The sequence below is a fragment of the Pseudomonas sp. THAF187a genome (assembly GCF_009363395.1).
GTDB classification, from domain to species: Bacteria; Pseudomonadota; Gammaproteobacteria; order Pseudomonadales; family Pseudomonadaceae; genus Aquipseudomonas; species Aquipseudomonas khazarica.
The window spans coordinates 2,390,549-2,414,356 of sequence record NZ_CP045349.1 but is presented as its reverse complement, the minus strand read 5'-3'; the positions used below and the strand labels follow the sequence as shown (position 1 = coordinate 2,414,356).

The window sequence follows — 23,808 nt, the reverse complement described above, 5'->3', positions numbered from 1 at the left end:
CCAAAGTGCGCCGCAGGCGAACAGCGCGGCCTCACAGGCGGAAGTGCCCCGCCATGCCCTGCAGTTCGCGCCCCAGTTCGGCCAGCTGAATGCTGGACGCCGCCGTCTCGTCCATCGCCGTGGCCGACTGATCGGCGATGTCGCGGATCGAGGTGACGCTGCGGTTGATCTCTTCGGCGACGGCCGTCTGCTGCTCGGCCGCCGCAGCGATCTGCTGGTTCATCTCGGAAATCAGCGTCACTGCCTCGGCAATGGCCACCAGGGCGACTTCGGTCTGGCTGGCGTCGTCGACGGTCTTTTCCACCAGCCCGGCGCTCTGCTCCATGTCTGCCACCGCACGCCGGCTGCCCTCGCGCAAGGCGGAGATCAGCGACTCGATTTCCGCCGTCGATTGCTGGGTACGCTTGGCCAGCGCCCGCACCTCGTCGGCGACCACCGCGAAGCCTCGGCCCTGCTCACCCGCACGGGCCGCCTCGATGGCGGCATTGAGGGCAAGCAGGTTGGTCTGTTCCGCAACGCTCTTGATCACCTCCAGCACGGCGTCGATACGCTGGGTATCCTGGCTCAGGCGCTGGATGCTGGCGGTCGTGGTGTCCATCGCCCGGGCCAGCTGCTCGATGCGCTGCAGGGTCTGGCGAACCACCTGGCTGCCATTGCCCACGCGCTGGTCGGCCTGCTCCGTCGAAGCGGCTGCCGCCTCGGCGTTGCGCGCCACTTCGTGCACGGTGGCGGTCATCTCGCTCATGGCCGTGGCCACCTGATCGGTCTCCAGTTTCTGCCCGTTGACGCCCTGGCGGGTCTGCTCGGCGGTCGCCGAGAGCGACTGAGCCGAGTTGGAAATCTGCGCCACGCCACCCTGCAGGCGGCCGACCATGTCGCGCAGGTTGCCGGCCATGCGCTGCATGGCAGCGAGCAGCTGGCCGATCTCATCGCGGCGGTCCTGTTCGAGGTGCACGCTCAGGTCACCGCCGGCGACCGACTCGGCCAGCGCGATGACGCGCTTGAGCGGCCTGACGATGACCAGGCTGATGATGATCGCCGCCGCAAGGCCGAAGAGCAGCGCCAGCGCCGCAGCCACCACGATCAGGCCACTGCTGGCCTTGCGCTCCGCCTGCATGGCCTGCTGCTGCGCCTGCAGTGCCTGATCGACACGCTGCAGCAACAGTTCGACCTGGGCGACGAGCTGGGCGTAGACCGCCTTCTGCTGCTGCAACTGGCTGGCGTACTCCTGCAGGCGTTCGTTGAACGAGTCGACGTTGACCACCACCTCACCGAGCACGGCGGAATAGCCGGGGTCGTCGAGCGCATCGCGCAGCTCTGCCGCCAGGGCCTGCGCCTCGCCCGCCTGGGCGATCTCCGCCTGTTCGGTGGTGTCCGCACGGCGGCTGGCTTCCAGGCGCTGGCGCGCCTGATCCAGCGCCTGCAACAGCAGCTGGTGGATCTTGCCGACCTGCCCTGCCTGCAGCACCGAGTCGCCGCCCCGCTCGCCCTGGGAGCTTTTCAGCAGGTCGACGCCATCCTCGGACAGCCCCTCCTGCAGCAGGTCCAGGCTGTTGGCCGCAGCGACCACCAGCCAGTCGGCAGCCTGCAAGGACAGCTGCATGTTGTCGGTCAGTTCGACATAGCGCGCGAAGGCCGTGCGGTAGTCGGCCAGGGCCGGCTCGACCTGCGCCAGGATAGCCGCGCTGTCGCTGTCCAGCTCGCCCTGCAGCGCCTGGCTGGCCTGGAGGATGGCATCGGCCTGCTCGTTGAGCCGTTCTGCATGCTGACTGTCGCCGGCCAGGGCGAAGGCCTGCTCGCTCTGGCGCATGCGCAGCACCTGTTCACCGAGAGCGCTCATGCGCTGCTGCAGTTCGGCGCCGGCGCTGACCTCGCGCAACGCCAGCAGGCCGGTGGCGGCCACCAGCGCGGTCAACAGCAGCACCAGGGCGAAGCCCAGCATCAGTTTGCTGGCCGTACTCAAGCTGGCCAGCCGCTTGGTCAATGAGCTACCCATGACATCCCCCTGCCTACTGCAGCCAGCCCAGAATCCTGAAACATAGGAGCACCGCCCTGCTGGCGACAAGCCAGCAGGCGGCAGGATGGCCGGAACAGTTAACTGGAGGTCGTTTTCAGAACGAATTCAAGGGCGTTGCATGTTGAAGACATCGCGCGTGCGGCAATAGGCGCTGCCGCCGAGGCGACCGACCAGATCGAGCTGCAGCGGGTCGAGACGGCCCTGCTCGGTCAGCAGCGCGTCGTCGATATGGGCCAGCAGCACTTCGGCGAAGATCAGGTGACTGTTGGGCCGCTGCGCGGGGTACGGCTGGATCTGCGCGACGCGGCACTCGAAGGTCACCGGGGCGCCGACGACACGGGGCACGTCGATGCGCTCGCAGGGCACGCTGGCGATGGCGTAATGCTCGAACTCGCTGATCTCGTGGGGCAACACCGCGGCGCTGGCATTCATCGCTTCGGCCTGCGCGAAGCTCACCAGCTGAATCGCCAGTTCGCCACTGGCCTGGGCGTTGCGCAGCGTGTCCTTGAGACTGCCGTCGTCACGGGTGTTGACGTTGACCAGCAGCGTGGGTGGATTGTCGCTGATCACCTGGAAGAAACTGAACGGTGCCAGGTTGGCGACGCCCTCGGGCGAACGACTCGACACCCAGGCAATGGGGCGCGGCGTGACGCTGGACGCCAGCCAGCGATAGGCATCCAGAGGGCTCAGGGCAGAGAAGTCGAGCTGCATCAGCGCCCCGCTCGCGATTCGCGGATGTAGAAGCGCGCACGCTCGGCCTTGCTGGTACAGCCTTCGTAGGCCTCGAACTGCTGCTGGGTCTTGGCGGCCGTCAGCAGCGACAACGCCTTGGAATAGCTCACGGTGCCGGCGAAGCCTTCGGCCTCGGCGATGCTCAGCTCCTTCCAGGCGGCATCCAGCTGGTTGGCGCAGGTATCGCGGTAAACCGTCTTGCCGGCACAGCCGGTCAACGCTACCGCGAGCAGCGGCAAACAGATCCAGTGTTTCATCAACCACACTCCCCGAACGGACATGACTACGGATTGGCCCAGTCTATGACGCCAAGGCCGGGCGAAAGTGCCCGGTTCAGCGTTCGCTGCGACTGCGCAGGTACTCCACCACCGCCTGCTGCTCGCCCGCGAACTCGATGCGCCCGGACTTGCTTTCACGTTGGAACACATACATAGGATCGTAGTACTCAACCAGCAAAGCTTCGATCCAACCGCGATGGCTGTCGACCACACCATCGTTCTGCTGCTCGTGCAGCGCCTGCTCCATGATCGCGGCCAGGCGCTGGTAACGCTCGCCACCCAGGCGCCGGGTGATGTTGGCCAGGCTCTCGCGCAGCCGCGCGGCGAATGCGGGGAATCCCTCCTCCGCCCCCTGCACCGCGACGAACTCGGCGCACAGTTCGACGACGTAGGCCTGCAGGATGCGCTCGATGCGGTTCTCCAGGCTGTCTTCCAGCCACACCAGGGGGTAGTTCTGCATGGCCTGGTGCAGCGACAGCGGCAAGGAGCAACGACCGATCAGGCGTGCCTCGTCCTCCAGCACGAACTGGCGCTGGCCAGTCGCCTGGCGCTTGAGCAGATCGATGGCCAGGGCGTTCTCGAAATCGATCTGCGCCGGCTGGCCGCTGGCGCGCTTGCCGAAGCTGGAGCCGCGGTGATTGGCATGTGCCTCCAGGTCTAGGCTGTTGCCCAGCTGGCTGATCACCTCGGTCTTGCCGGTACCGGTCATGCCGCCCACGAGGACGAAATCGCACTCTTCCACGGTCTGTTCGGTGATGTGCAGGAGGTAGTTGCGCATCGCCTTGTAACCGCCGACCACGCGCGGATAGTCGATGCCGGCCTCGCTCTTCAGCCATTGCTGGACGATCTGCGAACGCAGGCCGCCGCGAAAGCAGTACAGGTAACCTTCGGGGTTGGCCCTGGCGAAGCGGGCCCAGGCTTCGATACGTTCGTCCTTGCTGCGCCCGCTGACCAGCTGGTGACCCAGCTCGATGGCGGCCTGCTGGCCATGCTGCTTGTAGCAGGTGCCGACCTTCTGCCGCTCCACATCGTTCATCAGCGGCAGGTTGATCACGCCCGGGAAGGCGCCCTTGTGAAATTCGACCGGCGCACGGGCATCCATCATCGGCCGGTCGTGCAGGAAGATGTCGCGGTAATCGGTGCAGTTGTCACGCATTACAGCACCTCGACCGCGTAACGCTGTCGCTCGACCATCTCGCCGATCGGCGCCAGGTCCAGCCCCAGTTCGGCGGCGACCGCCAGGAACTGCGCCTCGCCCTCCGGCGCCACGGCCACCAGCAGCCCGCCGCTGGTCTGCGGATCGCACAGCAGCAGCTTGCTCAGCTCGGGCAGTGGCGCGATCCGCTCGCCGTAGCTGTCGAAGTTGCGCAGGGTGCCGCCCGGCACGCAACCTTCCTGCAGGTAGTATTCCGCGCTCTCCAGCCGCGGCACGCGGGCGAACTCGATGCGCGCACTGAGGTGGCTGCCGTCCGCCATCTCCACCAGGTGGCCGAGCAGACCGAAGCCGGTGACATCGGTCATCGCCCGCACGCCTTCCAGCTTGCCGAAACGGCTGCCAGGCTTGTTCAGCGTGCACATCCAGTCCCGCGCCAGGCCGATGTCGGCGTCGCGCAGCTTGGCCTTCTTCTCGGCCGTGGTGAGGATACCGATGCCCAGTGGTTTGGTGAGGTACAGCTTGCAGCCGACCGTCGCGGTGTCATTGCGCTTCATGTTGCCCTTGCTCACCAGCCCGGTGACGGCGAGGCCGAAGATCGGCTCGGGGGCATCGATGGAATGGCCGCCGGCCAGTGCGATTCCGGCTTCGTCGCAGACCGCGCGGCCGCCACGGATCACCTCGCGGGCGACTTCGGGCGCCAGCACGTTGACCGGCCAGCCGAGGATGGCGATCGCCATCAGCGGGTCCCCGCCCATGGCGTAGATGTCGCTGATGGCGTTGGTCGCGGCGATACGGCCGAAATCGAACGGATCATCGACGATCGGCATGAAGAAGTCGGTGGTCGACACCACTCCGCGCTCCTCATCGATGGCATACACCGCGGCATCGTCGCGCGATGCATTGCCCACCCACAGCTTGGGGTCGAGATTCTGTGCGCCACTGCCGGCAAGAATCACCTCGAGCACCTTGGGCGCGATCTTGCAGCCGCAACCGGCACCGTGGCTGTACTGGGTCAAACGAATGGGTTTGCTCATGCTTCTCTCTCACTGCGACGACTGGCGACGGATTCTAGCAAAGACCGCCTTGGCGCAGCGTCATCGCGCGAGTAAGGTCGTGGCTTGGATGGGGGATTTTTCACATGAGCAAGAAAGTGGCGCTGGTACTGGGCTCGGGGGGAGCGCGTGGCTATGCGCACATTGGCGTGATCGAGGAGCTGCAGGCACGCGGTTACGAAATCGGCTGCATCGCGGGCTGTTCGATGGGCGCAGTGGTCGGCGGCATCTTCGCCGCCGGCAAGTTGCGCGAATACCGCGAGTGGACGGAGAGCCTGGACTACCTGGACGTGCTGCGCCTGCTCGACGTCAGCTTCCGCCTCGGTGCGATACGCGGCGAACGGGTGTTCGGACGCATCCAGGAGATCGTCGGCGAGGTGGACATCGAGAACCTCGATATCCCCTTCACCGCCGTCGCCACCGACCTGACCAACCAGCAGGAAATCTGGTTCCAGGAAGGCTGCCTGCACCAGGCCATGCGCGCCTCGGCGGCGATTCCCAGCCTGTTCACCCCGGTGGTCCAGGGCAAGCGCATGCTGGTCGACGGCGGCCTGCTCAACCCGCTGCCGATCGTGCCGGTGGTCTCCAGCCACTGCGACCTGATCATCGCGGTCAACCTCAACGCCACCAACCATACCCATTACCAGCTGCCGGTGATCGAACGGCCGGCCGCCCTCAAGGGACGCATCGACCAGATGATGAGCAGCCTGGGCTCGCGCCTGCCCAGCTTCCGGCGCAAGAGCGAGGATGAAGTCCTGCTGCTGGCCGAGGGACAGCAACAGGCCGATGACATCAGCCCGGCCGCGGCACCGAATCATGACGATGACGAAGCGGCGCCGAAATCCGCCAGCGGTTCGCACGTGGCGGAGTTCAGCGGGCCCGCCTCGCTGCTGGAGCTGGTCAACCAGAGCTTCGAGGTGATGCAGACCTCACTGGCGCAGTACAAGATCGCCGGTTACCCACCGGACATCCTGATCAACGTGCCCAAGCGCGTGTGCCGCTTCTTCGAGTTCTACAAGGCGCCGGAGCTGATCATGCTCGGCCGGCAGATCGCGCGCGATACCCTGGACAAGTACGAAAGCGAGCGCGGCTGACGATCAACCGCGCGTCTCCTCGTCCGCCAGCGGCTTGTCCACCAGGTTCTCGGCAGGCGGCGCCCGGTCCGCCACCCAGTCGCTGAGCAGGCTGTAGGCCACGGCCAGCAGGGTCGGGCCGAGGAACAGCCCCATGAAGCCGAAGGCGAGAATACCGCCGAACACCCCGAGCAGCACCACCACCAGCGGCAGGTTGCCGCCGCGACTGATCAGGTAGGGCTTGAGAATGTTGTCCACGCCGCTGATGACGAAGAAGCCCCAGACCCCGAGGAAGATCGCCATGCCGATCTCCCCCTGCCAGACCAGCCAGGCCACGGCCGGCCCCCAGATCAGCGGCGGGATCATGATGAAACTGAAGCCGAAGGTGAGCAGCCCCAGCACCAGCGCACCCGGCACCCCGGCGATGACGAAACCGATATAGGCCAGCACCGCCTGTGCCGCTGCCGTGCCGATCACCCCGTTGACCACCCGCTGCACCGTGCCGGCGACCAGCTCCAGGTAGTGATCGGCGCGGTCACCGATCAGGCGCTCCAGCAGGCTGTGCACGAACACGGCCAGGCGCGGGCCGTCACGGTAGAAGAAGAACACCAGCACCAGGCTCAGCGCCAGTTCGACCATGCCGCCGCCGATTTTCGCACTGCGCGCCACCAGCCAGTTGCCCACCTGGCCCAGGTAGGGTCGCACGGTGTCGAAGAACGCCGCGCCCTGCTGGTCGATGGTGTGCCACATCTCCACCAGGCGCCCGCCCACCAGCGGTATCGCTTGCAGCCAGCTCGGCGGTGGCGGCAGGCCTTCGACCTGCAGGTCCTTGACCAGTGCATTGGCGTCCTTGATGTGATCGGCAAGGTTGAACCCCAGCCAGACCAGCGGCACCGCCACCAGCACCACCCAGACCCCGGTGAGGATCCCGGCGGCCAGCGACATGCGGCCGTTCAGCAGTTGCGTCAGCAGACGCATCAGCGGCCAACTGGCGAACGCCAGCACCGCCGCCCAGAACAGCGCCGACCAGAATGGCGCCAGCACCCACAGGCTGGCCGCCAGCAAACCGAGCAGCAGAATCTGCACCAGCAGACGATCATTAGTGGCCATCAATCGAAACTCCATTCGACGAAACGACAAAGCGCCCGAGATGGGCGCTCTGCAAACTTCCCCCGGTACGCCCCTGCTTAACGCAGCAGCCGCACATTCAGCGCATCGCCTTCGTCCTCGCCCAGTTCGAGCCTGGCCTCGCGCACACGCTGCGCCATCAACGCTTCGCGCCAGGCCGGCGCCTGGCCGCCGGACAGGCTGACGCGCAGAGTGCTGTCCAGATTCAGGCTGCGCGCCAGCACCTCGACCCAGGCGCTGTCGGCCTTGGCATCCACCGGCAACTGCAGTTGCCCATCGCTGCGCAGTTGCCGCAACAGGGTCGCAGGCGTCGGCAGCAAGGCACCCAGCGGCGCGTCGGCATCCAGCTGCTCGGCATGCAGGTAGGCCCGACGGTTACCACGGGTGATGCTGTACAGCGCCAGCAGGCTTTCGTGATTCGGCTCGGCCAGGCGCAACAGGGCATAGGCCTGCTGGTCATCCGAACCGTACAGGGTGGAATTGCCGAACACCGCATTGGCCCACAGGCTGCTGGAGCCGCACTCACGCCCCTGGCACCAGTACAGCAGCTCGGCGCCCTGCTTCAGCAGGGCCTCGCGCGATGCGCTGAAGACCTGGTCGGCGCTGTGGGTGCCCGGCAGCTCGTAGGTCACGGCCTGATGCCGGCCCTGCGCCAGGATTTCGCGCTCGTAGCGCAGGCGTCCGCTGATGCGCCGGACCGAGCCCTGCGGATAGATGCGCTCGGCCGCGGGCTCCTGCGCGAAGGCCACGATGTGGCTTGCAGGAAAGCGCGGCAACGCCTCGAGGTCACGGCTACCGGGCACATCGGCAGCGGCGGCGAGCAGCGCGCCGCTGAAGACACTGGCAAACAGCGCAGAGAACAGCTTCATGCCTCCCCTCATCGAGTGAACATCCTCTGAGGGAAAACGGTAGACGGTCTTGCTGAACAATGAGTGGCGACTTCGAAAGAGTCGATCATGCGATCCTCCATGGCAGACCGCCACACCTTTCCCCAGGAGCCGCCGGCAAGTCAAGGCACGCGCAGGAATGGATTGAAACAATCCGCTACGAGTTGCGCCCCCCGTTCGTCGTCGAGGTGCAGGTGGTGACCGCCCGGCAGCGTGTGCACCTCGAACGGCAGGTCCTGAAGCAAGGCCCTGACCGCAGGTTGCGCGCCCATCATGCCCTGCTCCGCCAGCACCAGGCTGACCGGGCATTGCAGCGCGCGGACGAAGGCCTGCGCATGCGCCCAGCTCAGGCGCAGTGGCGACGGCAGGGTCAGGCGGCTGTCGGTGCGCCAGGTGTAGCCACCCGGCACCGGCATCAGGCCGCGCTGGGCCAGCAGCTCGGCGGCCTCGCGGCTGACCGCGCCGACGCCCTTCATGCGCGCCTCCACGGCACGCGAGACCTCGGCATACACCGGCTTGCGCTTGTCACTGAGCTGTTGCCGGGCACGTAGCGCCTCGCCGAGCTTCTCCGGGGCCTGCTCGGCCTCGCCGGTATAGGGCACCAGGCCATCGATCAGCGCCAGGCGCGCGACCCGCTCCGGCAGGGCTGCCGCCAGCAGCACGGCGGTAATCGCGCCCATGGAATGGCCAAGAATGGAAAAGCGCGACCAGCCGAACTGTTCGGCCACCTGCAGCACATCGAAGGCATAGTCCCACAGGGCGTAGCCGGCACCTGCCGCACGGTGCTCGGAATGGCCATGCCCGGCAAAGTCCAGAGCGACGATGCGCAACCCTTCGAGCCTGGGCGCCAGGCGCGCGAAGCTCGCCGCGTTGTCCAGCCAGCCATGCAGGGCCAGCACCGGCACGCCATCCTCGGGGCCATACAGGTGCGCCGCCAGCTCGATGTGCGGCAGACTCAGGCGTACTTCTTCGAAACCGCTGTTCATGCTCTCTCCTCCTGGCCGCCGGCCCAGCGCAGGAACAACTCGCGCAGCAGCTCGGCAGTCGCCTGTGGCCGTTCCAGAGGGAACATGTGCCCTCCGGGCAGGCTGTGATATTCGGCCCGCGGCATGCTGCGCAGCAGGCGTGCGTGGTGCGGCAGGACCACACGGCTATGGCGGCCGCGCACCATGGCCAGCGGCACCGCCAGCTGCTGCGGTCGCCCGGGCGAGGTGTGCGGCACGCTGCGATAGATGCTGATCTCGGTAGCCGGATCGAAACGCAGGCGCAGGCCCTGCTCGTCAGCCTGCAAGCCGTGACTGACATAGGCATCGAGGCATTCGGGATCGAAGCGGCGGAACAGGCTCTTGCCAGCGAAGTAGTCACGCGCCTCGTCCGGGTCGGCGAATGCTTCACGCCGGCCCAGGGTACGCCCGGCGGGCGTGATGTGGTCGATGAAGCCGAAGCGCTTGGCCGCACGGATCACCATGCGATCGGCCAGCGTCAGCACCGGCGAGTCGAGCATCACCACGCCGCGATACAGCTCCGGACGGAGCAAGGCGGCGTGATAGTGCAGCACCCCGCCCAGCGAGTGGCCCACGCCCCAGACCGGCTCGTCACTGCGCTGCAGGTGATGGATCAGCTCGTCGACCAGATTGGACCAGTTGTCATTCACCGGAAAACGCGGGTCGTGGCCGTGCTGCTGCAGGTGCCGGACCTGGAAGTCCGGCGCCAGGGCTGCGAACAGCTTGCCGTAGGTCGCGGACGGAAAGCCGTTGGCGTGAGCGAAGAAAAGCGGCTGCGGCATGCATGAAACCCGAGGAAGTCAGTACCAGCGCGATTCTCCGGCAGCCCGCCAGGTACGACAATGACCGTAACCGCCATTGATGGCGGCGCAATGGTCAGGACTATAACAACAGGCGGCCGACGATACTCGCCGCCACCAGCAGGAACACCAGGCCGCAGACGAAATCGATGGTCGGCGCCACCTGCAGCAGGCGCTGGCGCATCAGCGGCCGGCTCAGGGTCATGCCGAGCAGGCTGAACCAGAACAGGCTGAGGCCGAACAGCAGCGCCGCGCAGGCCATCTTGCCGGGCAAGGACATGTCCGCCGGCACCAGGCTGGTGAGCAGCGCGAGGAAGAACACCAGCGCCTTCGGGTTGCCCAGGTTGGTGAACACGCCCCGCAGCCAGGGACCCAACACCGAGGGCGCCAGTTCGCCGTCCAGGCGCCGATTGCCCGGGGCACCGCGCCACCAGGCCTGTACCGCACCGACACCCAGCCAGGCCAGGTACAGCGCCCCGCCGACCTGCAGCAGGTCGAACAGCCACTGCGTGCGACTGAGCAGCAGCGCCACGCCACTGAGCACCAGGGTGCCGTGCAGGAGAATCCCGCAGGCCAGGCCCAGCGCGCTGAGCAACCCGGCACGCTGCCCCTGGTGCAGCGCCGTACGCACGACCAGCGCCACATCGGGGCCGGGACTGATGAGCGCTACCGCGAACACGGCAGCCAGCGACAGCAAGACGGACGTCTCCTGCATGGTGAACTCCACGAGATTGAAGGGATGAATCGGGGCGGCTGGGCTCAGCGCTGACGCAGTCGCGCGGGTGGCAAGCCGTAGGTGCGACGGAACAACCGCGAGAAATGCGCCTGGTCGTAAAAGCCCAGGCGCAGGGCGATGTCGCTGAGCGACTCGCCCGCCAGCACCAGCGGCAAGGCGCGCTGCAGGCGCAACTGCGTCAGCCACTGATGCGGCGGCAGGCCGGTGTGCTGGCGAAAACGCCGCAGTGCCTGCCAGGGGCTCATCGCGCAGAACGAGGCGATTTCCTCCAGCGAGGGCGGATCGTCCAGGCGACTCTCCAGCCACTCGCGCAGCTGCCGCCAGGTACGGCTGTCGAATACCCGGTCGGGCTCGCTGACACGCAGGGTCGAGCCCATGTCCAGCAGATAGGCCAGCGCTTGCCAGAGCGCGCTTTCCTGCGCCAGCGTCGAACCGTCGAGCATGGCCGCATGAAAACGTTGCAGATGCTGCGACAGCAGCGGATGGCGCAGGCTGGTAGTGGTCAGCCTGGGCGCACCCTGGCGCCCATCGCTGAGGGTCCGGCTGGCCTCGTCGAGCCAGTGCGGGTCGAAGGCCATCACGCGGATGCGATAGCTCTCTCCCTCCAGACACGCTCCATCGTGGATCCCCTCCGGCGCCATCAGCAGCACATCCCCTGCCCCGACCTGGCGCCGCTCGCCGCGATAGGCATAGCGATGCTGCCCCTGGATCAACAGGCCAACGTGGTACTCCAGGTGGAAGTGCCGGGGGAAGGCAAAGCGGCGGTACTCGGCATCGATCAGGCGAACGCCGGGCAAACTGCTCTGGATGTGAGTGATCTGGTCCATGGCGCTTACTCTAGCGCCATGTGCCGGGTAAATCTTGGATGAAATTGCAGCCTCGGCACCCGCTCAAGGGCGCCGCTGCCGGGTTCGCAAAGGCTGCTCACGATCTCGACGGCGTAATCACCCGAAGACGCGCGGTTCAGCTGCTGTAGATGCGCATCTTGAGGGGAGTTTCAACAGCGCTTGGCCAACGCGCAGCAGATCGTCGACAGACGATCAGGCCTTCGGCGGCTGCTCACCCAGGGGCACGATGGCCATGGTCAGGCGCGAGATGCAGCTGGGCTTGCCATCGTCACCGCTCAAGCGGATATCCCAGACGTGCGTGGTGCGCCCCAGGTGCACCGGGCGTGCCACGGCATGTACCCGGCCACTGCGCAGGCCGCGCAGGTGGTTGGCGTTGACCTCCAGCCCGACGCAGTAGAAACGCTGGTTGTCGATGCACAGGTAGCTGGCGGTGGAACCCAGGGTTTCCGCCAGCACCACCGATGCCCCGCCATGCAGCAGGCCGTAGGGTTGATGGGTGCGCGCGTCTATCACCATGCTGGCGCTGATGGAGGCGTCGTCGAACGACTCGAAGCGAATGTCCAGCACTTCACCGACGGTGTTCTTCAGGGTCGCGTTGAGTTCATCGAGGTCGGGAGTTCGTTGCCACAGGCCCATGCAGGTAGTACCTCACGTCCACTGGAGACCGGGCCGGCATGAACCGGCCCACCCTGTTCAGTCGTGCCAGAGCACCGCTTCGCTGCGCTCCTGCCACTCGGCGAAACGCTCGCCGTAGGTGCCCTCGATCACCGCCCGCTTGATCTTCAGGGTCGGGGTGAGGAAGCCGTTCTCCACCGCCCAGACCTCCTTGACCAGGACCAGCCCCTGCAAGCGCTCATGCTGATCGAGACGGCCGTTGACCTCGCTCAGCAGGGCCTTGAGGCTGCTCTCCAGATCGCTGCGGCTGTCATTGGCCGCCTCCTGCCGCCCCATCTCGGAGAGCACGCACAGGGCGATGGGCTGCGGCAGCCCGTCGCCGACCACGCAGACCTGCTCGATACGCGAATGTTCGCCGATGCGGTTCTCGATCGGCGCGGGCGCCACGTACTTGCCCTTGCTGGTCTTGAAGATTTCCTTGATCCGCCCGGTCAGGCGCAGATTGCCCTCGGCGTCCTGCTCGCCCTTGTCACCAGTGCGCAGGAAACCGTCGTCGGTCAGCGCTTCGGCGGTCTTGATCGGGTCCTTGTAGTAGCCCTGCATCGTGGCGCCACTGCGCACCTGCACCTCGCCGTCCTCGGCGATGCGCACCTCGACGCCCGGGTTGTTCTGGCCGATCCAGCCCTGCTTGAAACTGCCGGGCCGGCATACATGCGAGTAGCCGCAGTTCTCGGTCATGCCGTAGACCTCCTGGATCTCCATGCCCAGGCGGCGATACCAGTTGAGCAGCGCCTCGGGGACGGGCGCCGCACCGGACAACGCGTAGCGGATGGCATCGAGCCCCAGCCCGGCGAGCACCTTGCGCCCGACCAGTCGGCCGATGATCGGCAGCCTGAGCAGGCGGTCGAGCTTCTGTGCGGGCATCTTGCCGTACACGCCCATCTGGAACTTGGTCCAGATCCGCGGCACGCCGAACATCACCGTCGGCCGTGCGCGCTTGAGGTCTTCGAGGAAGGTGTCCAGGCTCTCGGCAAAGAAGATCGTCTGCCCGGCATAAAGAGACGCCAGCTCGACGAACATGCGCTCGGCAACGTGACACAACGGCAGATAGGAGATCAGGCGATCGTCCTCGCCCACACCGAACAGCGCGGTGGCGTGGCCGGCAGCGAAGCCGAAGTTGGAGAAATTGTGCATCACCCCCTTGGGCATGCCCGTGGTGCCGGAGGTGTAGATGATGGTGGCCATCTGATTGGCCGCCGGCTTGGGGTCGTCCTGGATCGGCGTGCTGCGCTGCAGGTCGTCCCAGCTGTAGTCGAAGTCGCCCGGCGCATGCAGTGGCAGGCTGATGGTCGGCAGGCCCTGCGGCACGCCCGGTGCCATCGCCGCCCAGTCATCGAGCTTGCCGACGAAGGCCAGCGCCGCTTCGGAGTGCTCCAGCACCTGTCGCATCGACTCGGCGGTAAGGTTGGGATACAGCGGCACGGAGACATGGCCGGCCATCCAGATCGCCAGATCGCTGATGATCCAGTGCGCGCAGTTCTTGGAGATGATGGCGATGCGGCTGCCCTGCGGCAGTTCCCGGCTGCGCAGCCAGCTGGCGGCCCGCCGCGCCTGGTCGCCGACATCGGCCCAGCTCAGCTCCAGCAGCTGACCGCCACCCAGCGGCTGTACCATGTAGCGTTTGTTCGGGTGCCTTGCTTCACGTTCGTAGAACAGCTCGAGCGGCAAACGGATTGCATCAGCCACAGGGCTTCCTCCTTGTTGTTTTTGTAGGAATCAACCAAGCACTTGCTTGGTCGACTATTCCACGCAGACACAGGAGGCGCAAGTTAAGAAATGTTTCTCGACAGGACACACTTCGCCAGGGCTCGCGTCAGCCCGCAGCCCTGGCGGATCAGTGCGGATGGATCAGCGCGAGCAGCTCCATCAGCCCCGCAGCCGGGATGTCGCCTTCCAGCTCGGCCAGGCTCGCGGTACGCATCGGCAATGGATCCTGGCGGTGCCCATGGACCAGCAGGCCACCCAGCGCACCGATCAGGGGCTGGTGACTGACCAGCAGCACCTCGGCTCGCTCGCGCTCGTCGAGGTACTTCAGCACGTCACGCGGGTCGCTGTCGGGCGTCAGCCAGGGCACGGTGTTCACCTTGCCAGCGAAGCCAAGCGCCTCGCGCACCAGCTCGGCCGTCTGCTGAGCGCGCACGTAGGGGCTGGCGACGATGGCTGTCAGCGGCCGGCCAGCGAGCTGGGCGGCCGCCTGCTGCACCTCGTTGCGGCCATGGGCGGTCAGCTCGCGAGCGGCATCGCTCGCGGCCCGAGGCTCGGCCTCGCCATGTCGCAACAGCCACAGCCTCACAGCTTGGGCTCCTCGTCGCGCACCGGATGCGCAGCGGGGGGAATGCTGTGTGCGGCCTCGCCTTCCGGCGCCCGCGGCGTCGGCCAGTCGGCGAACGGCCAGGGCTTCTCGTCGCTGTTGAAGGTGCCGAAGCGACCGATCTGCGCCAGGTACTGGCTCAGGCTGTCGCCAAAGCCCAGCAGGCTGGCGTTCGGTGCACCGTAGAACAGGCGATAGCCGAGTTGCAGCAGCACCACGGCGCCGAGCAGCAGCTCGGCCAGTTGCCAGACGATGACGAAGATCACCATCCACAGAATGCGCAACAGAATCGACTCGCGCTCAAGCTCCTGTTTTTCATCGCTCATGCTTCAACTCTCCTTGATTGACTTAGCGCTGCTAGAAACCTGCGGTGGGAATGAAGTCGACGTCGGTCTTGGGTTCACCGGCCATCAACAGTTCGATCACCTGAGCCAGCGTACGCCCCTCGAAGAGGATGGCATGCAGGCCCGCGACCAGCGGCATGTAGACGTCGAGCTCCTCGGCGCGCGCCTTGAGGACCTTGAGCGTGTTGACCCCTTCAGCCACCTCGCCCAGACGCTCCACCGCCTCCTGCAGGCTGAGGCCCTCGCCGAGGGCAAAGCCGACCTGATAGTTACGGCTTTTCGGTGACGAGCAGGTGACGATGAGATCGCCAACCCCTGCCAGCCCCAGGAAGGTCATGGGGTTGGCGCCGAGCTTGACGGCAAAGCGGGTCATCTCGGCCAGGGCACGGGTGATCAGCATGCTCTTGGTGTTCTCGCCCATGCCCAGCGCGGCGGCCATGCCGGACATGATGGCGTAGACGTTCTTCAGCGCACCGCCCAGCTCGACACCGAAGCGATCGGCGCTGGCGTAGACCCGGAAGGTCCGGCCATGCAGCGCCTGCTGCACGCACAGGCACAGCGCTTCGTCTTCGCTGGCGATCACCGTGGCGGTCAGTGCGTGGTCGGCGACTTCCTTGGCCAGGTTCGGGCCGGACAGCACGCCGATACGCGCCTGCGGGGCGATCTCTTCGAGAATCTGACTCATCAGCTTGAAGCTCTTGGCCTCGATGCCCTTGGTGGTGCTGATCAGCATCTTGTTCGCCAACTGCCCGGCAACGGGCTGCAGGGCGTCGCGCAATGCGCTCGACGGCAACGCCACCAGCACCAGCTCGGCCTGCTGCAGCACGCCGGCCAGATCGCTGGTCGGCTCGATTCCGGGGTGCAGCTTCACGCCCTTCAGGTAGCGCGGGTTCTCGCCACTCTGGCGCATCTGCTCGGCCTGTTCAGGGTCACGCATCCACTGCAGGACACGCTGGCCGTTCTCTGCCAGCAGATTGGCCAGGGCGGTACCGAAGCTGCCGCCACCCAGGACGGCAATGGGTTGAAGCTCTGTCATATGTCTTCCGAATGAGGCCATGGGTGATGGCGGTCTGCGCTCATTATACGGAGCCGAGAGTACCCGGCCAGGGCAAAAGTTCAGCACGGACGGGCAGATAGATGGCACAAACGCGAATTACCGCAGAGTGCGCGCGCCTGCCACTGGTAAAGCCCGGCAGCTGCGTTAACATGCCGGATCGACGTCAGTTGCCAAGGACAATTCGTGCCAACAGGCAAGCCTTTGCCCGAGCCCTGCCCGCCACGCTCAGACGCGGCAGCGCCACATCCAACCAGGGACGGTAGGGCCTCGAGGCAACGCCGTGGCTGGAACATTCATACCCGCACGCAACTGATCAGCGTTGGCCCGGCGCTGCTGCTGACCCTGTTGCTGACGGGCTTTCTCACGTTCACGCGCCTGCAGGACCTGCGCCAGGAGCAAGGCCACACCGGCCAGCTGATCGCCAACCAGCTGGCGCCAGCCACCGAATACGGTGTGCTCAACGGCGACCTGAGCATCCTGGAAAACCTCCTGCGCGCCACCCTGAGCACGCCCGACGTGCGCTTCGCCGAAGTCCGTGATCGCGACGACAACATCCTGGTGTACGTCGAACGCGCCAAGGAACAGGGGCAGAGCACCCCGCAGGTGGAAGTCTTCCAGGCCGCGATTCGCCTGCACGCCTCGCAGACCCGCGAACAGCTGCCGCTGGGCAAGGTGCTTGGCAACGGTTACCTGGGGCGCGTGGTGATCGGCATGTCCAACGACACCTTCAATGCCCGCCAACAGGAAATCCTGCTCAAGGCCGGCGTGCTCTCGCTGGTCGCCCTGCTGCTGACCTTCCTGCTCGCCAGGCGCCTGGCCAGACGCCTGGCTCAGCCGCTCAGTGCCATGGGCCAGGCGCTGGAGCGCATCCAGAGCGGCGACTACCGACCGGCGCTGGTCGAACGCGGCAACGACGAACTGACCGACCTGGCCCGCCACATCAACAACCTCGCCTGCGCGCTGGAACAGAGCGGCCAGGAACAGCAGCAGGCGATTGCCGAGCTGATCCAGGCACGCGAGGAATCCGAACAGGCCAACCGCGCCAAATCGGACTTCCTGGCGATGATGAGCCACGAGCTGCGCACCCCCATGAACGGCGTGCTGGGCATGCTGCAGCTGCTCGAGACCACCAGCCTCAGCGACGAACAGGCCGAGTACGCGGCGCTGGCCACCGAATCGACCGAGCACCTGCTCAAGGTGATCAACGACATCCTCGACTTCTCCCGCATCGAGCGCGGTGCGCTGGAGCTGGAAGCCATACCCTTCAACCTGCTGGAGTTGCTGCAGAGCTCGATCCAGGTGTTCCAGCACAGCGCCCAGCAGCGCGGCCTGCAGCTGCTGCTGGAAAAGCAGGCCGGCCTGGAGCAGCTGGAAGTGCGCGGCGACCCGACGCGCATCCGGCAGATTCTGGTCAACCTCATCGGCAACGCGCTGAAGTTCACCGAAGAAGGCCACATCCGCGTCGAGACCCACTGGCAGCCGCTGGATGAGCAGGTGCTGTGGTTCACCTGCGCCGTCCACGACAGCGGCATCGGCATCGACAGCGAACGCCTGGAACACATGTTCGACGCCTTCCAGCAGGCCGACACCTCGATTTCCCGACGCTACGGCGGCACCGGCCTCGGCCTGCCGATCGCCAGGACCCTGGCCGAGCGCATGGGCGGCACCCTGCGGGCAGACAGCCAGCTGGGCAGCGGCTCGGTGTTCACCCTGGAAATTCCGCTGCCATTTCGCACCTACAGCGAACGGCCGCATGACCATGAGAACCTGCCCCTCGGTCAGGACGCAGGCGATGGCCAGGCCGTGCTGCTGGTAGAGGACAACCCGGTCAACCAGACGGTGATCGAGGCCATGCTGCGCAGCCTCGGCTATCAGGTCAGCCTGGTCGGAGACGGCCAGCAGGCGGTGCAGAGCTGCACGCAGAACGACTATGCGGCGATCCTGATGGACTGCCGCCTGCCCGTCATGGACGGCTACGAAGCGACCCGACAGATCCGCCAGCTGCAACAAGGCCAGGATGTGCCGATCATCGCCCTGACCGCCAATGCCCTGCAGGGCGACCGCGAAGCCTGCCTGGCGGCCGGGATGAACGATTACCTGGCAAAGCCGTTCAAACGTGCGGATCTGCAGCGCATTCTGCAGCGCTGGCTACCGGTGCGACCTTAGGCCAGTAGCCCTGATGACGAACACGGGTTACAAGGAGAAATTGCAGGGTCTGTGACATTGCGCGGCCAGCGGAGTACAACTGTACTCACTGCGCTGTGACTTTCACCACAACGCAACAGTCTATGACTAGGCTGCCGGCATATGCCCACCGGGCGTGGCCGGCCAGGACGATTCGCCCAGCCTTAGAAGCGTGGGGACAATTGAGGAGCTCGCATGACAAAACAAAACGCCTACACCCGGGAAGACCTGCTCGCCTGCAGCCGCGGCGAACTGTTCGGCCCGGGGAACGCGCAACTGCCCGCCCCCAACATGCTGATGATCGATCGCATCGCTCACATCAGCGAAACCGGCGGCAAGTACGGTAAAGGCGAAATCGTCGCTGAGCTCGATATCAACCCGGACCTGTGGTTCTTCGGCTGCCACTTCGAGGGCGACCCGGTCATGCCCGGTTGCCTGGGCCTCGACGCCATGTGGCAGCTGGTCGGCTTCTACCTCGGCTGGCAGGGCAACCCCGGCCGCGGCCGTGCCCTGGGCAGTGGCGAAGTGAAATTCTTCGGCCAGGTACTGCCGACCGCCAAGAAGGTCACCTACAACATTCATATCAAGCGCACCATCAGCCGCTCGCTGATCCTCGGCATCGCCGACGGCAGCGTCAGCGTCGATGGTCGCGAGATCTACAGTGCCGAAGGCCTGCGTGTCGGCCTGTTCACCTCCACTGACAGTTTCTGAAGGACTTGCACATGCGTCGTGTCGTGATTACCGGTCTGGGCATCGTTTCCTGCCTGGGCAGTGACAAAGCAAGCGTGGCCAGCAGCCTGCGCGAGGGTAAATCGGGTATCCGTTTCAACCCTGCCTACGCCGAAATGGGCCTGCGCAGCCATGTCTCCGGCTCGGTCAACCTGAACCTGGAAGAGCTGATCGATCGCAAGATCATGCGCTTCATGGGGGATGCCGCCGCATTCGCCTACCTGTCCATGGAACAGGCGATCAAGGACTCCGGCCTGACTCCCGAGCAGGTTTCCAACCCGCGTACCGGCCTGATCGCCGGCTCCGGCGGTGCTTCCACCTTCAACCAGATGGAAGCCCTGGACACCCTGCGCGAGAAAGGCGTCAAGCGCATCGGCCCATACCGCGTCACCCGCACCATGGGCAGCACCGTTTCCGCCTGCCTGGCCACGCCGTTCCAGATCAAGGGTGTGAACTTCTCCATCTCCTCGGCCTGCGCCACCAGCGCGCACTGCATCGGCCAGGCCATGGAACAGATCCAGCTGGGCAAGCAGGACGTGGTCTTCGCCGGCGGCGGTGAAGAGGAGCACTGGAGCCAGAGCTGCCTGTTCGACGCCATGGGCGCCCTCTCCACCCAGTACAACGAGACCCCGGAAAAGGCCTCGCGCGCCTACGACGCCAAGCGTGACGGTTTCGTCATCGCCGGCGGTGGCGGCATGGTCGTGGTCGAGGAACTGGAGCACGCTCTGGCCCGTGGCGCGAAGATCTACGCCGAAATCGTCGGCTACGGCGCCACCAGCGACGGCTACGACATGGTCGCCCCGAGCGGTGAAGGCGCCGTGCGCTGCATGCAGCAGGCACTGTCCACCGTCGACACCCCGATCGACTACCTCAACACCCACGGCACCTCGACGCCGGTCGGTGACGTCGCGGAAATCCGTGGCGTACGTGAAGTGTTCGGCGACAAGGCACCGAAGATCAGCTCGACCAAGAGCCTCTCCGGCCACTCGCTGGGCGCCGCCGGCGTACAGGAAGCGATCTACTGCCTGCTGATGATGGAGAACAACTTCATCGCCGGCTCGGCCAACATCGAAGAGCTCGACCCGGAAGTCGCCGACCTGCCGATCCTCTGCAAGACCGAGGAAAACGCCAAGGTCGACACCGTGATGAGCAACAGCTTCGGTTTCGGCGGCACCAACGCCACCCTGGTGCTCAAGCGCTGGAACGGCAAGTGATCGCCACCCGGCTGTAAGCAGAACGGCGCCCCAGGGCGCCGTTTTCTTTTGCCGGCTGCGCTCAGACCTTGAAGCGCGCCACCAGGCCGTTGAGGTCCACCGCCAGGCGCGACAGTTCCTGGCTGGCCGCGCTGGTCTGGTCGGCGCCGGCCGAGGTCTGCATCGACAGATCGCGGATATTGACCAGGTTGCGGTCGACCTCGCGCGCCACCTGCGCCTGCTCCTCGGAGGCGCTGGCGATGACCAGGTTGCGCTCGTTGATCGAGGCGATCGCCTGGGTGATCTGTTCCAGCGCCACCCCGGCAGCCTGTGCGACCTCCAGCGTCGAGCGCGCACGCCCGTTGCTGCTCTGCATGGAGGTGACGGCACGCTCGCTGCCGTCCTGGATGCCACCGATCATCTGCTCGATCTCCTGGGTCGACTGCTGGGTGCGGTGCGCCAGCGCTCTCACCTCGTCGGCGACCACGGCGAAACCGCGCCCGGCTTCCCCGGCACGAGCAGCTTCGATGGCGGCGTTGAGCGCCAGCAGGTTGGTCTGCTCGGCAATGGAGCGGATCACGTCGAGGACCTTGCTGATCTCGCGTACACGTTCGGCCAGCTGCTCCACCTCGGCCGCCGTGGTGCCTACGTCGTCGCTGAGCTGGCTGATCGAGTCGACGGTCTGGCGCACCTGTTCGCGCCCCTGCTGCGCGGTGACGTTCGACTCGCGCGAGGCCTCCGAGGTGCTGACCGCATTGCGCGCCACCTCCTCCACGGCGGCGGTCATCTCGTTCACCGCGGTAGCGGCCTGCTCGATCTCGGTATTCTGCTGGTGCAGGCCGCGGGTCGCATCCTCGGTCACCGCATGCAGCTCCTCGGAGGCCGAGGCCAGCTGGTTGGAGGAATCGGCGATGCCCTGGATGGTGCTGCGCAGGCTCTGCTGCATGCTGCGCAGCGCCAGCAGCAGGCGCGCCGGTTCATCCTTGCCCTCGGCCTCGATGTTCCGGGTCAGATCGCCCGAGGCCACGACCTCCGCCACCTGCACCGCCTCGCTCAGCGGCGCGACGATGCTGCGGGTCAGCAGCATGGCCAGCGCGACGGTGATCAGCGCCGCTACCAGCATCATCACGATGCCCCAGACACGTGCCGACTCGAACACCGCGATCGATTGCGTGGCGGCATCGGCGGCGCCACTGCGATTGAGCGCGGCGAGCGCCGTCAGCGCCCGGGAGATGTCATCGGCATGCTGATTGATCGTACCGCTCATGACCCCCTTGGCCTGCTCGAAATCGTCCTGGCGGACGAATGCGGTGATCTTTTCCTGCTCGCCCAGGTAGCCCGTCTTCGCCTGCTTGAAGCGGTCGTAGAGCGCGCGCTCCTCATCGCTGGAGATCAGCTTCTCGTAGTTGGCTTCGGCCTGGCCGAGCTTGGCCCGCAGCTCCTCGACGGTACGCAGGCTGGCCTGTACCGTCGCCGCATCCTGGCTGACCAGCATGCGCAGGGTGAGTGCGCGCAGACGCTGAGAGTCCTGGCTCAACTCCCCCAGCGCCATGACACTGGGCAGCCAGTTGCTGTCGACCGCAGCGGACTGCTTGCGCATTTCGGACATCTGCAGCAGGGAGAACATCCCGAGCAGGATCACCAGCAACGCCACCAGACCGAAGCCCAGGGCTGCTCTAGGTGCAATGGACAGATTACGCAGCGACATGTGGCGAAACTCCTTTTACGCACGGAAATCGAGACCTCCGCCGCATGATCCGGCGGGGGACCTGGGGAAACCGAAGCCACTCCCTGCGTAACTATCGGCACGGCGCGCCAACGCTTGATAACGAACCTGCGCTAACGGCGCAGCGCGCTGGCCATCGCCTGATCGACCTGGTGACGCCACTCCCGGTCACTGCGCTGCTGATCCCGCGCCCAGCGCCAGTCATCGGCATGTTGCACCTGCTCGCACTGGCGAAAACCGTCATCCCAACCCTGCGCATACAGCGGCTCCCGCTGATAGCGTAGCGGGGCTTTGTCGAACGCGCCCAGCGGGCCGACCGTCGCTCGTCCGGAGCTGCAACCGGCCTCGAAACCGTCCACGTAGGTCGGCGGATAATCAGCCGCGAGCAACTGCTCGCGCAGGCTGGCGCAGCCGCCCAGCAACGCCAGCGTCAGGATGCCGCCGAGCAGGCGCGATGCACCCACCTCACACGCCCTCGACCAGCGACGTCAGCTTCGCCTTCAGTGCGCAAAGTGCCCAGGGGGTGGTGCTGCAGGCACCGCTTTCGAGAGCGATGCGCAGCGCGCCGACATCGGCCCCGCGGATATAGCGTTCGGCATCGCCCATGCGATCCTCGCCACCGAAGCCTGCACCGGCCATCTCCGCCAGCGCCTGCTCCTTGCTCCAGCCCTGGTAGATCACCCGGTACATGGCGGCGATCAGTCCCGTGCGGTTCTGTCCGTGCTTGCAGTGGATCAGCACGGCCCCACGACTTTCGCCCTCGCGAATGCTGCGCAGCGCGGCGATCACATCACTGTCGTCGACACGATCGGTATGCATCGGCAGGTGCACCTGGGTGACCTGCGGATCGCGCAGCCATTCAGCGTCGCTGTGCTGGTAGAAATTGACCACCGTGGTCACGCCCAGCCGTTGCAGGGCCGGCCAGTCAGTGGTCTTCGGCAAGGCACTGCGGTACAGCCCCGGCCCCATGCGGTACAGGTTCAGGCGCGGTTCCAGAGATTGCGCCCAGCCCGCCGGGTGAGCCGGTTCGAGTGGCAGCGCGCTGCTGGCGCCCCAGGCCATGCTCAGTGGCAGCGCCAGCAGAGCGCCGAGGAACACCAGTGCGGCAAGACCCAGTCGAGCCAGTTGCAGATAACCTGTCATTGAAGCTGCCCTCCCATCACCAATCGAGCATCCGCGGAGTGAACGGCCGGCGCGCGGTAGAGCACGAGCCGGTAGGTGACCAGGCAGATGACCCAGTCGATCAGCAAGGTCCAGACGTTGTGCGAGAGGAAGTGCGCGCCTTGCAGCATGCGTCCGAGCGAGAACAGCGAACCCAGGCCCAGCGCCACAGCCAGGGCAACGCGGGCGGCCCGTGGGCGGCGATCACGCAGGACGAAGAACAGCGCCAGCAGCGAGAAGCCTGCCGAGGCATGCCCGCCCGGCCAGCAGCGCCCGGGCTTGGCCGTGGGGGCCCGCTCGGCAAGCAACGGGGTGAACTGCTCCTGGCCGCCGAACTCGGTGAGACTCCAGGGGCAATGCATGCCGGTCAGGGCCTTCAGCGGTGTCACCACCGCGGTCGACAGGCCCAGCGCCAGCACCAGGTAGCCCAGCGGCCGGCGCCATGCACGCAGCCTCGTCGGCAACAGGCTGAGGACGAAACCGACGATCGCCAGCACACCGACGACGATCACGGCCTGCTTGGCGCGGTCATGCAGAATGTCCTCCAGCCAGAAGCTGTGGCGCCCGATGAAGCCCTGGCCCGGTTCGTAGAACAGGTTGGCCAGGGCGAAGTCCAGCGGGGCCGGGTCGATCAGCAGCAAGGCCGCCATCAGGGCCAGGGGGATGCCCAGGGCCAGGCGAAAGTCCAGATAACGCGAAGTCATTGAGGTCTCCTCG

24 protein-coding genes and 2 pseudogenes are annotated in these 23,808 nt (G+C 66.1%); 4 read left to right on the top strand and 22 right to left on the bottom strand.

Translation table 11 applies throughout. The features are described from left to right. Positions 1-31: 31 nt before the first annotated feature. The 6 genes and pseudogenes from FIV02_RS25265 to selD all read right to left on the bottom strand — a co-directional run bounded on the left by FIV02_RS25265 (position 32) and on the right by selD (position 5,217). Positions 32-736: a methyl-accepting chemotaxis protein gene (locus FIV02_RS25265; RefSeq protein WP_371923280.1), complete on the bottom strand. Its 705-nt coding sequence runs from the start codon at positions 734-736 to the stop codon at positions 32-34. 198 nt (positions 737-934) lie between these two features. Then, positions 935-1,117: pseudogene (locus tag FIV02_RS25260) on the bottom strand (methyl-accepting chemotaxis protein); the annotation flags it as partial. A 1,005-nt stretch (positions 1,118-2,122) separates the two neighbouring features. Beyond that, on the bottom strand, positions 2,123-2,728 hold the full coding sequence (locus tag FIV02_RS11275; protein ID WP_152488638.1) for a flavin reductase family protein: 606 nt from the start codon (positions 2,726-2,728) through the stop codon (positions 2,123-2,125). Next, positions 2,728-3,006, bottom strand: coding sequence for a hypothetical protein (locus FIV02_RS11270; protein WP_037052024.1), 279 nt, complete (start codon positions 3,004-3,006; stop codon positions 2,728-2,730). Before FIV02_RS11270 ends, FIV02_RS11275 begins: the two co-directional genes overlap by 1 nt. 76 nt (positions 3,007-3,082) lie before the next feature. After that, positions 3,083-4,183, bottom strand: coding sequence for a tRNA 2-selenouridine(34) synthase MnmH (mnmH, locus tag FIV02_RS11265; RefSeq protein WP_152488637.1), 1,101 nt, complete (start codon positions 4,181-4,183; stop codon positions 3,083-3,085). Next, positions 4,183-5,217 carry a selenide, water dikinase SelD gene (gene selD, locus FIV02_RS11260; RefSeq protein ID WP_152488636.1) on the bottom strand — a complete coding sequence of 345 codons (1,035 nt, stop codon included), beginning with the start codon at positions 5,215-5,217 and terminating at the stop codon, positions 4,183-4,185. The genes mnmH and selD overlap by 1 nt, the downstream gene beginning before the upstream one ends. Positions 5,218-5,321: 104 nt before the next feature. Between selD and FIV02_RS11255 the strand changes: the two genes are divergently transcribed. Then, on the top strand, positions 5,322-6,329 hold the full coding sequence (locus FIV02_RS11255; protein WP_152488635.1) for a patatin-like phospholipase family protein: 1,008 nt from the start codon (positions 5,322-5,324) through the stop codon (positions 6,327-6,329). 3 nt (positions 6,330-6,332) lie between these two features. Here FIV02_RS11255 and FIV02_RS11250 read toward each other — a convergent pair whose 3' ends face one another. The 11 genes from FIV02_RS11250 to FIV02_RS11200 all read right to left on the bottom strand — a co-directional run bounded on the left by FIV02_RS11250 (position 6,333) and on the right by FIV02_RS11200 (position 16,077). Continuing rightward, positions 6,333-7,418, bottom strand: coding sequence for an AI-2E family transporter (locus tag FIV02_RS11250; RefSeq protein WP_152488634.1), 1,086 nt, complete (start codon positions 7,416-7,418; stop codon positions 6,333-6,335). A gap of 77 nt (positions 7,419-7,495) precedes the next feature. Continuing rightward, positions 7,496-8,305 carry a DUF4892 domain-containing protein gene (locus tag FIV02_RS11245; RefSeq protein WP_047584468.1) on the bottom strand — a complete coding sequence of 270 codons (810 nt, stop codon included), beginning with the start codon at positions 8,303-8,305 and terminating at the stop codon, positions 7,496-7,498. A 140-nt stretch (positions 8,306-8,445) separates the two neighbouring features. Then, entirely contained in the window at positions 8,446-9,309 is an 864-nt protein-coding gene (locus FIV02_RS11240; protein ID WP_047584469.1) for an alpha/beta fold hydrolase, read from the bottom strand. Continuing rightward, positions 9,306-10,109 (bottom strand): alpha/beta fold hydrolase, encoded by an 804-nt coding sequence (locus FIV02_RS11235; protein WP_152488633.1) that lies wholly within the window; start codon positions 10,107-10,109, stop codon positions 9,306-9,308. The genes FIV02_RS11240 and FIV02_RS11235 overlap by 4 nt, the downstream gene beginning before the upstream one ends. A gap of 100 nt (positions 10,110-10,209) precedes the next feature. Further along, complete coding sequence (locus tag FIV02_RS11230; RefSeq protein ID WP_152488632.1) at positions 10,210-10,842, bottom strand: LysE family translocator; 633 nt, start codon at positions 10,840-10,842, stop codon at positions 10,210-10,212. 44 nt (positions 10,843-10,886) lie between these two features. Then, a complete protein-coding gene (locus tag FIV02_RS11225; protein ID WP_134675913.1) occupies positions 10,887-11,690 on the bottom strand; it encodes an AraC family transcriptional regulator in 804 nt (267 codons plus the stop codon). A 213-nt stretch (positions 11,691-11,903) separates the two neighbouring features. Further along, the gene (locus tag FIV02_RS11220) at positions 11,904-12,347 is read right to left on the bottom strand and encodes a hotdog fold thioesterase (protein ID WP_047584472.1); all 444 of its coding nucleotides are present in this window, start codon (positions 12,345-12,347) and stop codon (positions 11,904-11,906) included. 57 nt (positions 12,348-12,404) lie between these two features. Next, positions 12,405-14,072 (bottom strand): AMP-binding protein, encoded by a 1,668-nt coding sequence (locus FIV02_RS11215; protein WP_152488631.1) that lies wholly within the window; start codon positions 14,070-14,072, stop codon positions 12,405-12,407. Positions 14,073-14,220: 148 nt separating this feature from the next. Continuing rightward, positions 14,221-14,679: a phosphohistidine phosphatase SixA gene (gene sixA, locus FIV02_RS11210; RefSeq protein WP_152488630.1), complete on the bottom strand. Its 459-nt coding sequence runs from the start codon at positions 14,677-14,679 to the stop codon at positions 14,221-14,223. Continuing rightward, positions 14,676-15,023: a DUF4389 domain-containing protein gene (locus FIV02_RS11205; RefSeq protein ID WP_037051991.1), complete on the bottom strand. Its 348-nt coding sequence runs from the start codon at positions 15,021-15,023 to the stop codon at positions 14,676-14,678. Before FIV02_RS11205 ends, sixA begins: the two co-directional genes overlap by 4 nt. A 31-nt stretch (positions 15,024-15,054) precedes the next feature. Beyond that, positions 15,055-16,077, bottom strand: coding sequence for an NAD(P)H-dependent glycerol-3-phosphate dehydrogenase (locus FIV02_RS11200; protein ID WP_134675915.1), 1,023 nt, complete (start codon positions 16,075-16,077; stop codon positions 15,055-15,057). A 204-nt stretch (positions 16,078-16,281) separates the two neighbouring features. Between FIV02_RS11200 and FIV02_RS11195 the strand changes: the two genes are divergently transcribed. From FIV02_RS11195 to fabB, 3 genes are all read left to right on the top strand, one after another. Then, positions 16,282-18,264, top strand: a complete 1,983-nt coding sequence (locus FIV02_RS11195; protein WP_037051985.1) for a response regulator — start codon at positions 16,282-16,284, stop codon at positions 18,262-18,264. Between the two features lie 213 nt (positions 18,265-18,477). Further along, a complete protein-coding gene (fabA, locus tag FIV02_RS11190; protein WP_037051983.1) occupies positions 18,478-18,993 on the top strand; it encodes a 3-hydroxyacyl-[acyl-carrier-protein] dehydratase FabA in 516 nt (171 codons plus the stop codon). Positions 18,994-19,004: 11 nt separating this feature from the next. Next, complete coding sequence (fabB, locus tag FIV02_RS11185; protein ID WP_037051981.1) at positions 19,005-20,225, top strand: beta-ketoacyl-ACP synthase I; 1,221 nt, start codon at positions 19,005-19,007, stop codon at positions 20,223-20,225. 61 nt (positions 20,226-20,286) lie between these two features. Here fabB and FIV02_RS25255 read toward each other — a convergent pair whose 3' ends face one another. The 5 genes and pseudogenes from FIV02_RS25255 to FIV02_RS11165 all read right to left on the bottom strand — a co-directional run bounded on the left by FIV02_RS25255 (position 20,287) and on the right by FIV02_RS11165 (position 23,795). After that, entirely contained in the window at positions 20,287-21,330 is a 1,044-nt protein-coding gene (locus tag FIV02_RS25255; protein WP_371923279.1) for a methyl-accepting chemotaxis protein, read from the bottom strand. A gap of 90 nt (positions 21,331-21,420) precedes the next feature. Next, positions 21,421-21,912, bottom strand: a pseudogene (locus tag FIV02_RS25250) (MCP four helix bundle domain-containing protein); the annotation flags it as partial. A gap of 131 nt (positions 21,913-22,043) precedes the next feature. Continuing rightward, the gene (locus tag FIV02_RS11175) at positions 22,044-22,394 is read right to left on the bottom strand and encodes a hypothetical protein (RefSeq protein WP_152488628.1); all 351 of its coding nucleotides are present in this window, start codon (positions 22,392-22,394) and stop codon (positions 22,044-22,046) included. 1 nt (position 22,395) lies between these two features. Further along, positions 22,396-23,073, bottom strand: coding sequence for a tyrosine-protein phosphatase (locus FIV02_RS11170; RefSeq protein WP_152488627.1), 678 nt, complete (start codon positions 23,071-23,073; stop codon positions 22,396-22,398). Beyond that, complete coding sequence (locus FIV02_RS11165; protein ID WP_152488626.1) at positions 23,070-23,795, bottom strand: phosphatase PAP2 family protein; 726 nt, start codon at positions 23,793-23,795, stop codon at positions 23,070-23,072. The genes FIV02_RS11170 and FIV02_RS11165 overlap by 4 nt, the downstream gene beginning before the upstream one ends. Positions 23,796-23,808 lie beyond the last annotated feature (13 nt).